The 13131-nt window shown below is 45.8% G+C and carries 10 protein-coding genes; 8 read left to right on the top strand and 2 right to left on the bottom strand.

The genetic code is table 11. The features are described from left to right. The first annotated feature begins 122 nt into the window (after nucleotides 1-122). The 8 genes from acs (at nucleotide 123) to AWH66_RS04250 (ending at nucleotide 9093) form a co-directional block, all read left to right on the top strand. Complete coding sequence (gene acs / locus AWH66_RS04285; RefSeq protein WP_063604290.1) at nucleotides 123-2072, top strand: acetate--CoA ligase; 1950 nt, start codon at nucleotides 123-125, stop codon at nucleotides 2070-2072. A gap of 275 nt (nucleotides 2073-2347) precedes the next feature. Beyond that, nucleotides 2348-2797 (top strand): type II 3-dehydroquinate dehydratase, encoded by a 450-nt coding sequence (gene aroQ, locus AWH66_RS04280; RefSeq protein ID WP_063604288.1) that lies wholly within the window; start codon nucleotides 2348-2350, stop codon nucleotides 2795-2797. Between the two features lie 61 nt (nucleotides 2798-2858). After that, nucleotides 2859-3326 (top strand): acetyl-CoA carboxylase biotin carboxyl carrier protein, encoded by a 468-nt coding sequence (gene accB / locus AWH66_RS04275; protein WP_063604286.1) that lies wholly within the window; start codon nucleotides 2859-2861, stop codon nucleotides 3324-3326. Between the two features lie 15 nt (nucleotides 3327-3341). Beyond that, on the top strand, nucleotides 3342-4685 hold the full coding sequence (accC, locus tag AWH66_RS04270) for an acetyl-CoA carboxylase biotin carboxylase subunit (RefSeq protein WP_063604283.1): 1344 nt from the start codon (nucleotides 3342-3344) through the stop codon (nucleotides 4683-4685). Nucleotides 4686-4791: 106 nt separating this feature from the next. Then, nucleotides 4792-5673: a 50S ribosomal protein L11 methyltransferase gene (gene prmA / locus AWH66_RS04265; protein WP_063604281.1), complete on the top strand. Its 882-nt coding sequence runs from the start codon at nucleotides 4792-4794 to the stop codon at nucleotides 5671-5673. 200 nt (nucleotides 5674-5873) lie between these two features. Then, a complete protein-coding gene (dusB, locus tag AWH66_RS04260) occupies nucleotides 5874-6842 on the top strand; it encodes a tRNA dihydrouridine synthase DusB (protein ID WP_063604278.1) in 969 nt (322 codons plus the stop codon). A 23-nt stretch (nucleotides 6843-6865) separates the two neighbouring features. Beyond that, nucleotides 6866-7162 (top strand): DNA-binding transcriptional regulator Fis, encoded by a 297-nt coding sequence (gene fis, locus AWH66_RS04255; protein WP_006073423.1) that lies wholly within the window; start codon nucleotides 6866-6868, stop codon nucleotides 7160-7162. 287 nt (nucleotides 7163-7449) lie between these two features. Beyond that, complete coding sequence (locus AWH66_RS04250; RefSeq protein ID WP_063604277.1) at nucleotides 7450-9093, top strand: methyl-accepting chemotaxis protein; 1644 nt, start codon at nucleotides 7450-7452, stop codon at nucleotides 9091-9093. Nucleotides 9094-9242: 149 nt separating this feature from the next. Here the strand turns inward: AWH66_RS04250 and AWH66_RS04245 are convergent, their stop codons facing one another. Both AWH66_RS04245 and cadB read right to left on the bottom strand, forming a co-directional pair. After that, nucleotides 9243-11381 (bottom strand): lysine decarboxylase CadA, encoded by a 2139-nt coding sequence (locus AWH66_RS04245; RefSeq protein ID WP_063604276.1) that lies wholly within the window; start codon nucleotides 11379-11381, stop codon nucleotides 9243-9245. A gap of 102 nt (nucleotides 11382-11483) precedes the next feature. After that, nucleotides 11484-12830 (bottom strand): cadaverine/lysine antiporter, encoded by a 1347-nt coding sequence (cadB, locus tag AWH66_RS04240; protein ID WP_062461656.1) that lies wholly within the window; start codon nucleotides 12828-12830, stop codon nucleotides 11484-11486. Nucleotides 12831-13131: the final 301 nt, after the last annotated feature.

Genomic DNA, 13131 nt, shown 5'->3' with positions numbered 1-13131 from the left:
TTGTTTGTCTTTCCTATACTAAGCCTAAAGTCTAATTGCTGAATACCGCAATCTAGCCGAGAGTTAATACACGATCTAGTTCAGCCCTAGTCAAAAAAGCTCAATTCACAAGGAGAGAAGCAATGAGTGAAGTTCATGTTTATCCGGTAAAAGAAAATATTAAAACAAACACTCACGCGGATGACGACACTTACCTATCCATGTACCAACAATCCATCAGCGATCCTGAAGCCTTCTGGGGTGAGCATGGAAAAATCGTTGACTGGATTAAGCCATTTACCAAAGTAAAGCAAACCTCATTCGATACCGGACACGTTGATATTCGCTGGTTTGAAGACGGCACTCTGAACGTATCTGCCAACTGTATCGACCGTCACTTAGCGGATAAAGGTGATGAGGTTGCCATTATTTGGGAAGGCGACAACCCAGAAGATGACAAGACTCTAACTTTCAACGAGCTTCATAAAGAAGTGTGTAAGTTCTCTAATGCACTAAAAGCTCAAGGGGTTCACAAAGGCGATGTCGTCTGCCTCTATATGCCAATGGTGCCAGAAGCCGCCATCGCTATGTTAGCTTGTACTCGTATTGGTGCAGTTCATACGGTGGTATTCGGTGGTTTCTCGCCTGAAGCGCTCTCTGGACGCATTATCGACTCCGATGCCAAGGTCGTTATTACAGCGGACGAAGGAGTACGTGGTGGGCGTGCTGTTCCACTTAAGAAAAATGTCGATGAAGCACTGACCAATCCAGATGTAAAAACCATTAGTAAAGTAATGGTACTAAAACGCACCGGAGGCGATGTCGAATGGCACGAGCACCGTGACGTTTGGTGGCATGAAGCAACAGCGCAAGCTTCTGACGTTTGTCCTCCAGAAGAAATGAAAGCGGAAGACCCACTGTTTATTCTGTACACCTCTGGCTCTACTGGTAAGCCAAAAGGTGTCCTTCATACCACAGGTGGCTATCTCGTGTACGCCACCATGACCTTTAAATACGTTTTCGATTATCAACCAGGTGAAACCTTCTGGTGTACCGCTGATGTAGGTTGGATCACTGGCCATACTTATTTGGTTTATGGACCACTGGCAAACGGGGCTAAAACGATTCTATTCGAAGGTGTCCCAAACTATCCTGACACAAGTCGTATGAGTGAAGTAGTTGATAAGCATCAGGTTAATATTCTTTATACCGCCCCAACAGCAATCCGCGCATTAATGGCTAAAGGAGATGAAGCTGTCAAAGGCACGACTCGCGATAGTCTGCGCATCATGGGCTCGGTTGGTGAACCTATCAACCCAGAAGCTTGGGAATGGTATTACAAGACCATCGGCAATGAGAAATCACCAATCGTCGACACATGGTGGCAGACTGAGACAGGTGGCATTCTTATTACCCCATTGCCAGGAGCAACCGAACTGAAACCTGGCTCGGCAACACGTCCATTCTTTGGTGTTCAGCCTGCTCTGGTAGACAATATGGGCAATGTTATTGACGGTGCCACCGAAGGTAACCTTGTCATTCTAGATTCATGGCCAGGTCAGATGCGTACGGTTTATGGTGACCATGACCGCTTTGAGCAAACCTACTTCTCTACATTTAAAGGCATGTACTTTACTGGTGATGGTGCTCGTCGCGATGAAGATGGCTACTACTGGATTACTGGTCGTGTTGATGATGTGCTAAACGTCTCAGGCCACCGTATGGGTACCGCCGAAATTGAATCTGCCTTGGTTGCCTTCGATAAAATTGCTGAAGCTGCCATTGTTGGTATTCCACACGATATTAAAGGTCAGGCTATCTACGCTTATATCACTCTTAATGACGGTGAATTCCCATCGGCAGAGCTGCATAAAGAAGTGAAAGACTGGGTGAGAAAAGAAATTGGCCCAATCGCTACTCCAGATGTACTTCATTGGACTGACTCGTTACCTAAGACTCGTTCAGGCAAAATCATGCGCCGTATCCTACGCAAAATTGCGACTGGCGATACCAGCAACCTTGGTGATACCTCTACCTTGGCAGATCCAAGCGTCGTAGATAAGCTCATTGCAGAAAAAGCCGAACTTGCTTAACTTATTTGACACGTAATCAACAAACCGCCCACTTTTCGGGCGGTTTTTTTGTATCAGGATTTATCAAGGTGACGTCAAAATGTGCTCTGTGTTGCAATTTTTCTGACAGACAATAGGTGATTAGACCAGTAAATTGCTGCTAAATGCTGTGAATTAGCTATAATCTTGGTCAATTTTTAAAAATATGATGGTTATGAGCTTTTCAGACCCTCATTTTTTTATGTAGACTTGAAATAAATCACGTTTATTTCACGTTAACCGAAGATGGCGACATTATGGCAGCAAAGTCACGAATTCTAGTTTTAAATGGACCAAATCTTAACCTTTTAGGTCTAAGAGAGCCTGGTCATTATGGAAATGAAACACTAGCGCAAATCGTTGATAACTTAACTGATCAAGCATCACTCGCGGATATTGAATTGTCCCATCTCCAGTCAAATCGTGAATATGAGCTGATTGAAGCCATCCATGCTGCGCATGGTAATATTGATTTTATCATTATTAACCCTGCTGCTTTTACGCACACGAGTGTTGCACTACGTGATGCCTTACTGGGTGTTTCAATCCCATTTATTGAAGTGCACTTATCTAACGTTCATGCTCGAGAAACATTCCGTCATCATTCTTATTTGTCTGATGTTGCCCAAGGTGTTATCTGCGGATTGGGTTCGCAAGGCTATGAATTTGCGCTTTCAGCTGCCATAAAAGCCCTGAAAGCAAAATAACCAAATACTCTACGGCTCAATATTTGAGGCCGTCTTACTCACAAGATAAAGAGAAAGAAACATGGATATTCGTAAAATTAAAAAGCTAATTGAACTTGTAGAAGAATCTGGCATTGCTGAGCTAGAAATCTCTGAAGGTGAAGAATCGGTACGTATCAGCCGCAACAGTCCGGTAAGTTCAGTACCAGCACCAATTCAATACGCAGCAGCACCTGCACCAGCAGCGCCAGCACCTGCAGCAGCTCCTGCGGCGGCAGCGCCAGCGGCATCAGCAGAGGAGCCAGCAGCTCCAGCTGGTCACCAAGTTCTTTCTCCAATGGTTGGTACGTTCTACAGCGCTCCAAGCCCAGATGCGAAACCATTTGTAAAAGTAGGCCAACAAGTTAATGCTGGCGATACTCTATGTATCGTTGAAGCGATGAAAATGATGAACCAAATCGAAGCAGACAAGTCTGGTGTAATTGCAGCAATCCTTGTTGAAGATGGCCAACCTGTTGAGTTCGATCAAGCTCTAGTAATTATCGAATAATAGAGAGCGCTCATTATGTTAGATAAATTAGTAATCGCGAACCGTGGTGAAATTGCACTACGTATTCTGCGAGCATGTAAAGAGCTAGGTATCAAAACGGTTGCGGTTCACTCAACGGCTGACCGTGATCTCAAGCACGTGCTACTAGCAGACGAAACCATTTGTATTGGTCCTGCACGCGGCATCGATAGCTACCTAAATATCCCACGCATTATTAGTGCAGCGGAAGTGACTGGTGCCGTTGCTATCCACCCGGGTTATGGCTTTCTATCTGAAAACGCTGACTTTGCAGAACAAGTAGAGCGTAGCGGCTTCATTTTTGTCGGTCCAAAAGCAGAAACAATTCGCCTGATGGGTGATAAAGTTTCGGCAATCAACTCAATGAAGAAAGCAGGTGTTCCTTGCGTTCCTGGTTCTGATGGTCCTTTAGACGACGACGAAACGAAGAACAAAGCGCACGCTAAGCGCATTGGTTACCCAGTCATCATCAAAGCCTCTGGAGGCGGCGGTGGTCGTGGTATGCGTGTAGTTCGTAACGAAGGTGAGCTTATTGAAGCTATCGCTATGACACGTGCAGAAGCAAAAGCCGCTTTCAACAACGATATGGTTTACATGGAGAAATTCCTAGAAAACCCACGTCACGTTGAAGTGCAAGTGATTGCTGACGGTCAAGGTGGCGCTATTCACCTAGGTGAGCGCGACTGTTCTATGCAGCGTCGTCACCAAAAAGTAGTGGAAGAAGCTCCAGCTCCAGGCATTACGGAAGAAATGCGTAAGTACATCGGTGAGCGTTGTACTCGTGCATGTATTGAAATTGGTTACCGCGGTGCGGGTACGTTCGAATTCCTATACGAAAACGGTGAGTTCTACTTCATCGAAATGAACACTCGTATTCAGGTAGAGCACCCAGTAACAGAGATGGTAACGGGCGTAGACCTAATCAAAGAGCAGCTTCGTGTTGCTGCAGGTCAGCCACTGTCTTTCACTCAAGATGACATCAAACTTCGTGGCCACGCTATCGAGTGTCGTATCAATGCGGAAGATCCTGAGCGTTTCTTACCATGCCCAGGCACTATCACGCGTTTCCACGCGCCGGGTGGTATGGGGGTTCGTTGGGAATCTCATATCTACACAGGCTACACTGTGCCTCCTCACTACGACTCTATGATCGGCAAGCTGATCACCTTTGGTGAGAACCGCGACGTTGCCATTGCTCGTATGAAGAACGCACTGAGTGAGATGATTGTGGAAGGTATTAAAACTAATATCACACTTCAAGAATCGATCATGAATGATGAGAACTTCCAACACGGTGGCGCCAACATTCATTACCTAGAGAAAAAGCTTGGCATGAGCTAAGCCCTTTCTAAAAATACTAAAAACCCACTACGGTGGGTTTTTTTATGCTCACTTAACACGAATCTGCTACACTCTGCGCAAAATTCGTCAAGCAAGGACCCAACTCATGCCTTGGATTCAAATCAAACTAAATGCAACCAACGAAAACGCTGAACAAATCGGCGATATGTTGATGGAAGAAACAGGCGCTCTATCTGTCACCTTCCTGGATGCACATGATACCCCTGTTTTTGAGCCGTTACCTGGCGAAACTCGTCTGTGGGGCGATACTGACATCGTAGCCCTGTACGATGCAGAAGCAGACACCAAGCTTATTTTGACGCAAATCAACGCGTCAAACATGCTCGCTGAGGGCTTTGCTCATAAAGTTGAGCAGCTTGAAGACAAAGATTGGGAGCGTGAGTGGATGGAAAACTTCCATCCAATGAAGTTTGGCGAACGCCTGTGGATTTGCCCAAGCTGGCGCGATGTACCAGAGCCAGATGCTGTTAACGTGATGCTAGACCCTGGTCTGGCTTTCGGCACAGGTACACACCCAACTACAGCTCTCTGTCTTGAGTGGCTTGAGTCTTTAGACCTTGCTGGTAAAACCGTTATCGACTTTGGTTGTGGTTCTGGGATCCTAGCAATCGCCGCGATCAAGCTTGGTGCTGCAAAAGTCATCGGGATCGACATCGATCCTCAAGCTCTAACCGCATCGAAAGATAACGCAGAGCGCAACGGCGTTGCTGACCAATTGGAGCTATTCCTACCACAAAACCAACCGGAAGGCTTAATTGCCGATGTGGTCGTTGCCAATATTCTTGCAGGTCCTCTTCGTGACCTGTCTGGCATCATTAAAGGCTTAGTGAAAGAAGGTGGCCAACTTGCCATGTCTGGCGTATTAGACACCCAAGCAGAAGATGTTGCGAACTATTACCGTGATGAGATGACTATCGACCCAATCGTTGAGCTCAATGAATGGTGTCGAATCTCGGGTAAAAAGTAACCATTATTATTTACAAAGCAGTGCGTTAGCTCGCTAACGTACTGCTTTTTTTTGTTGATACAGAATAGTTTTACCACTAAACGTCTGAAAATCAGGCAATTTGCAGAAACAAATTGTAAATGCTCAAATATTAGTCTTTTCACGCACCGAAAAAATGCGTAAAATGCGCGCCCTTGCTTGTGTAAACCTGTGGCAATGTTTTGAGAATCGGACAATACCAACTTAAGAACAATCTGATTGTGGCGCCTATGGCGGGTGTTACGGATAGACCGTTTCGAGAGTTGTGCCTTCGTTACGGTGCGGGAATGGCGGTCAGTGAAATGATGTCATCCAACCCGAAACTGTGGAAAACAGCTAAGTCACAGCAACGCATGGTGCACGAGGGTGAATCTGGTATTCGCTCGGTGCAAATAGCAGGTGCCGATCCCAAGCTTATGGCTGAGGCGGCACAATTCAGTGTTGAGAACGGTGCGCAAATCATCGACATCAACATGGGTTGCCCTGCTAAAAAAGTGAATAAAAAGCTCGCGGGCTCAGCTCTGCTTAAGTACCCAGACATTATCGAAGATATTCTGCGTACTGTGGTTGATGCCGTAGATGTCCCTGTGACATTGAAAACCCGTACGGGCTGGGATACAGACAATAAAAACTGTGTCCAAATTGCAAAACTAGCCGAAGACTGCGGCATACAAGCACTCGCCCTTCACGGTCGAACCAGAACTTGTATGTACAAAGGCGAGGCAGAATACGACAGCATCAAAGCGGTTAAAAACGCTATCTCTATACCGGTTATTGCTAACGGTGATATCGATAGCCCTGAGAAAGCGAAATTCGTACTGGATTATACCGGTGCAGACGCTTTGATGATTGGACGTCCGGCCCAAGGACGGCCATGGATTTTTGAGGAAATCCGACACTATTTGGAAAACGGTACACTGATGCCAGAGCGTCCCACCGAGGACGTACAAGGCATTTTGCTAGGTCATGTTCAGGCACTTCATCAGTTTTATGGTGAATATTTAGGTCCACGCATCGCTCGTAAGCATGTTGGCTGGTATTTAAAAGAACATGAACAAGCCAGTGAGTTCCGCCGTGCCTTCAACGCGATTGAAGCGGCTAATGAGCAGCTGAACGCATTGCAAGGCTATTTTGAAAACGTTGCATCATAATTACGAGAAGAGCTAAACCGATTATGTTCGAACAAAATTTGACTTCAGAACCATTGACAGTTACTACAGTAACATCTCAAGACCAGATCACACAGAAGCCTCTACGCGACTCTGTAAAAGCGTCTCTAAAGAACTACCTTGCTCAATTAAATGGTCAAGACGTCACTGAATTGTATGAACTAGTTCTAGCGGAAGTAGAACAGCCGCTACTAGACACCATCATGCAGTACACTCGCGGTAACCAAACTCGCGCAGCAACTATGATGGGTATCAACCGCGGTACTCTTCGTAAGAAACTTAAGAAATACGGCATGAACTAATCCATTGTGATTGTTTTTGTGAAAAAGCCAGAGCCTAGCTCTGGCTTTTTTATTGTCTGTAGATCACAACTCTGCTGTTATCAGCCATATTGCATTCGATAAAGCGGAACTTGGGTCAAATCTTAGACCATTAGGGAATAGCCGGATGTTTCACCATCACGTATCGTAGAACGCACAATAACGACAAAACCTTGTCAGACTGGCCACACAATAACAAACAATGAAAGTCAGCATGCCAACTGCCCTGTTGGTAATGCGTTCACCTTTAAGAAAAAGGAGTTCTTAGGATGAATGCCACATTTTTGCGCCGTAGCTCTATTCAAACTCGTCTCTATCTACTGATAGCGATTGTCTCCATCACACTGATGGTCCCGCTCGTTCTCGCCCTAGTTGATTATCAACAGTCCCTGATAGCGGCAAAGAAAACCAAAACTCGCCACTTAGTTGAGAGTGCCTACACGCTTGTCGATCATTACCACCAACAACAATTGTCCGGCCAATTGAGTCAACAGCAGGCTCAAGCAGCAGCTGCTAAAGCAATACAGAGTCTTCGTTATGAAGGGAACGATTACTTTTGGGTTAACGATCTTACCCCTACCATGGTCATGCATCCTATCAAGCCACAACTAAACGGGCAGAATCTCAGTCAAATTGCCGATCCCAGTGGTAAAAAACTGTTTGTAGAGATGGTGCAAGTTGCAAAGCAACAGCTAGCGGGCTTTGTGCCTTATCTCTGGCCTAAGCCTGGTTCAGAAACCCCCGTAGAAAAAGTCTCTTATATCAAGACCTTTACGCCTTGGGGATGGATTATCGGCACTGGTGTCTATATCGATGATGTTCAAGCGCAAGTCTGGCAAGCCATACAGAAAATCTTGATAACCGTCTTGATTGCGCTGGGCTTTATGTTGGCATGTGCCACCCTCATCAGCCGCAGTATTGCGAAACCTTGCCGCGAAACATTAAAGGCACTGACAGAGATCGCCAGCGGTGACGGCGATCTATCGAAGAAGCTGCCAGAGCAAGGCAATGATGAATTGAGTCATATTGCCGCTGCATTTAACCGCTTCACACATAAGTTGGAACACATCATTAGCGATATTAAACCGGTAACCGACAACATCACCCAAGCTGCCATTTCCCTTAACGCTGTGGCACAAAACGGGGCGAGTCAATCGCAGCAGCAACAGCAAGCTGTGGATACCGTAGCGTCCGCTATGAACGAGTTGCATGCCAGTAACCAAGAAGTGGCCAACTCTGCTCAGCATGCCGCTCATGCAGCCACTTTAGCCAGTGAACAAGGACAGCAAGGTAGCGAAGTGATAGAACTTGCCGCGTCATACATGCAGTCCCTCTCAGAGCGTCTTACGGAAACGGATAACAACATCAAGCTACTGGCGAGTGACACCCAACAAGTAGGGTCTGTCTTAGAGGTGATTCGTGGCGTGGCTGAACAAACCAATTTGCTCGCGCTCAATGCCGCTATCGAAGCGGCGCGTGCGGGAGAGCAGGGCCGAGGCTTTGCGGTGGTTGCAGATGAAGTTCGCACATTGGCCACCCGCACTCAAAGCAGCACGGACGAAATCGAACTGATTATTCTGAAGTTGCAAGATCAAGCGGCGCAAGTAAGTGAATCGATGACACAAACTCAGCAACAATCACAACAAACATTAGAACAAGCGAGCAACGCCAAGCTTGCGCTGCAAGAGATCGACATTCAAGTGAACGCTATCGTTTCGCTGAATCAGCAAATCGCTGAAGCCAGTTCACAGCAAACCTTAGCGACCGACGAAATTAGCCAAAACCTAACGCAGATTGCTGATCACGGTAATCAATCAGCACTAGAAGCTCAAAAACTGGCTCAAGCCAGTGAGCGGTTAATGGAAAACGGCCATCAGCTCAGTTCTGGTATAAGCACCTTTAAAGTCTCTTAGCCTTAAGTACGAAGAATAGAAAAAGGCGAACAGTCACGCTGTTCGCCTTTGATATTAAGCGGTCGTCAATTGGGGTAGCGGCCACTTTCTAAGATGAGTTCATCGAGATGGAGCATGCAAAGCGACATCAGATGCCTTCATCAATCTATTCACTCGCCTTTCAAGACTTTAACGGTATAACTGCCATCTTTCTGACGATACACACCGTGAATATCAGTCTCAAAGCCAGGGTAATGCGCGCCGATTTCACACAGCATTTCCAAGAAATCCAACACAGGACGTGAACTATCAGTCACCATTTCACCTGGTAACACAAGTGGCACACCTGGAGGATAAGGCAAGATCATATTGGCACTGACACGACCCACCATCTCTTTTAAGTTGATCTCCTCAATTTGACCACGTAGCTCTTGTTGCCAAGCGGTATGTGGGGTGACTTTCATTTCAGGCAGAACATCGAATGCTTTGTACATCAATTCTGGTAATTGGTATTTCATTGTTAGATCATGAATACCCTGAGCCACATCTTGGATGCGTTTGCCTTCATAGAAATGAGGATCTTCTTGGTATAGTGACGGCAACATAGTACGTACGGTTAGGTTAAGGTCGAAACCGCGTTTAAACTCGGTTAAACCGCGCAGCAGTTGCATTGCTTTTGATTTATCGATACCAATGGAGAACAAGAACAACAAGTTGTATGGGCCTGTTTTCTCCACCACGATACCGCGTTCATCAAGATATTTAGCAACCAAAGAAGCCGGAATACCGGTTGATTCCATCTCACCAGACTTACTCATACCCGGAGTCAATAGGGTGATCTTGATTGGATCTAAGTACATGTGGTCATCATCTAGATCTTTAAATCCATGCCATGTCTCTTTAGGGTCCAATTTCCAGCATTCTGTTGTGTCGATGTGGTCAGGCTGCCATACATCGAAGAACCAGCCTTCACTCTCACCTCTAAGACGTTTGATCTCTTTACGGAAACGAATCGCTCGATCGATAGAGTCTTGCATCAACTTACGACCAGTATTACCACGCATCATTGCCGCTGCCGTTTCTGTTGAGGCGACAATGCCGTATTGTGGTGAGGTTGAAGTGTGCATCATAAATGCTTCATTGAAAGAGGCTTTATCGAATTCACCTTTAATATGAATCATGGAAGCTTGAGAGAAGGCTGCCAACAATTTGTGAGTCGATTGTGTCTCATAGAACACTTTACCCGGCATTGCTTCACCGCTCATGCCACACTTGCCATCATAAATAGCATTGAAGTTAGTGTAAGGCACCCAAGCACTGTCAAAATGAATGTGCTTACAATCCAAAGACTCTTTGATGAACTGGGTATTGTAAAGTAGACCATCATACGTTGAGTTAGTGACTACCGCATAAGTCGGTGCGCTAGCCCCTTCTGTGTTCGCCACTTTGTCAGCAATAACCTCACGGCTGAACTCGCGTTGAGGAATCCCCCCAAGGATACCGTAAGCATTACGAGTTGGACGGAAGTAAATCGGCGTCACGTCGCTCATCATCATTAAATGAGTTAATGACTTATGACAGTTACGGTCCACCAGCACAGTGCTGCCCGCTGGCGCTGAATACATACCGACGATTTTGTTCGATGTCGATGTACCATTAGTCACAATGTAAGAACTATCCGCGTTAAATGTTCTCGCAATATACTCTTCCGCTTCTTTGTGCGGACCGGAATGGTCAAGCAACGACCCTAGTTCAGGCATGGAGATAGAGACATCGGCCTTGAAAGTATTTGGACCATAGAAGTCGTAGAAAATACTTCCCGCAGGGCTTTTTTGGAATGCAGTTCCTCCCATATGCCCTGGAGTACAGAAAGTATATTTTCCTTCTTCGACATATTTAAATAACGCTTTAGTGAATGGCGGCATGATAGCGTTTTTGTACGCTTCCGTTGCTTGGTTCACTTTGATGACAATATCGTCCGCCATACCTAAAGCGTACTCAAAGAAACTGACATTTAAACGCAGATCAGTCAGTGAAATATCCAACGTAGATTGGTCATTAGCAAATGCGTGTACTGGCAGCTTTTCATTTACTGCGCTGATACGCTCACATAGATTGAGAGAGTATTTATCCCAGTCAAACAGTACACCACAGACGCGGGGATTCATTTCAATCAGTTTAATAAGGTCTTTGTCGTCAACTGGGTAAACTACGTCATAGCCTGCTTTTTCTAGCGCAGCATGCAGTTGACGAACTGGCTCTTCTTTGAAGAACACACCCATGTGATTAAGGATTGCGAAAATATTCATTTGGACATCTCCAAGGTGAATGAGGGCGCTCCCTGCTAAAGACAGTGAGTAAATAGAGCGCCTAGGAATAAGTGGGCTGGTGCACTTCGCACCAGCGAAGAATTAGTGACTCGCTTGCTGCGAAGACAGTTCGTTAGGGTGTTGCTCCATGTACTGAGCTAAACCCGCTTTTTTGCTATAGAACATCAAGATGATGAGTGACATGATGAAGGTGGCTGTTAATGTTGTTCCTTCTGCTCCAGCTAGTGCCACCATGCAGAACAAGCACGCGATACCAGAGAAGAACATCACGAAACCATTGCGAGTCGTCATACCTTCAAAACGAATCAAGTTAATGCTGGAGTAGAAGTAAGGCAGCATAGTGAGCAATACGGCATCGGTAGTCAGTTGATTAAATAGGTCTGCCGCATGAGCAGTTTTTGAACTGAACACCATCAATACACACATTAACGCTGTCATTTTGATGGAAGCTAAAATGAGACCTTTTCTAGGAACGCCATTTTTATCGACTTCACCATAAATTTTCGGGAAGTTGCCGTCATTCGCCGCACGTTTACCTGCTTCACCCACCAGCATCATCCAAGAACCTAGAGAAGTAAAACACGCTAGTGCAGTGAAAGCGGCAACGAAAGGCGCAGTCCAGTGACCAAAGATCTCTGTGGTTGCTAGTGCAAACGGTGCACCAGATGCAGCGACTTCAGAAGCAGGGAACATACCGCTGATCATTTGAGTCGACACAATGTAAATCACACCAGCAATAGCAGTCCCTAACATGGTTGCTAGTGGAACAGTACGTTTTGGGTTATCCACCATACCGGAGGACACAGCTGCCGATTCGACACCGACAAAAGACCATAAACAAATCAGTACCGCCGCGATAACAGCGTGACTATCACTGCCTGCAGAGACATTCCAGTTTTGGCTGTACAACGCAGGTTCAAAGTGCGTCCAACCAAATAACGCGGTACCAAGCACAGGGATGAGGATAAGCACAAGCCCCAAAGTACATAAGCGACTGACCCAACTACCACCGAGCAAGTTCACCATGGTAAATACCCAGACCGAGGCAATCGTCGCAATGCCGGCGGGAATCGGGTTGTTTAAGACTGGGAAAAATACCGAAAGATAAGAAACACCAGTAATTGCAATCGCCAAATTACCGATCCAGTTTGCGTGGTAATAGAGCACACCGGTTTGGAAGCCAAACACAGGCGAAATTTCACCGGCATATGCGATAGGTCCACCCTCTTGAGGGTTCTTCGTTGCCAAGCGTGCAAACACAAATGCAAGACTCAACGCGCCAACAATGCATATCACCCAGCTATAGAGTGAAATGGAACCCACAGCCGCCAGACTCGATGGTAATAACGCAATACCACTGCCCATCATGTTACCCGCCACAACACCAGTACAGGCAATGAGGCCGATTTTCTTTGTATTCGATGACATAACATCTCCAAATTAGTTCTACTTGAACGCCATACGTTCAAACTGAAGCCGATTCGAGATGTCACCTTAAGAAGGTTAAGCAACACCTCGTGAATTTTCGAGATGCAGGTTACGCCCAATTTCAAGCAAATAAATCAATCTGAAGTTATCAATAAAACCATTAGCTAGAAACGTTCAACCTTGATATAAACCTTATCCAACTAAAAATTAAACCATTTAAAAACAATAAGATAAAAGACATAAACTACTAAGCTAAACCAATCTAAAAATATCAAGGTGAAGCCTTTATCACCAAAAACGT

Origin of the sequence: Vibrio barjaei, assembly GCF_001639065.2 — a bacterium.
In the GTDB taxonomy this organism is placed as follows: Bacteria; Pseudomonadota; Gammaproteobacteria; order Enterobacterales; family Vibrionaceae; genus Vibrio; species Vibrio barjaei.
This window is presented reverse-complemented; position numbering and strand designations above follow the sequence as displayed.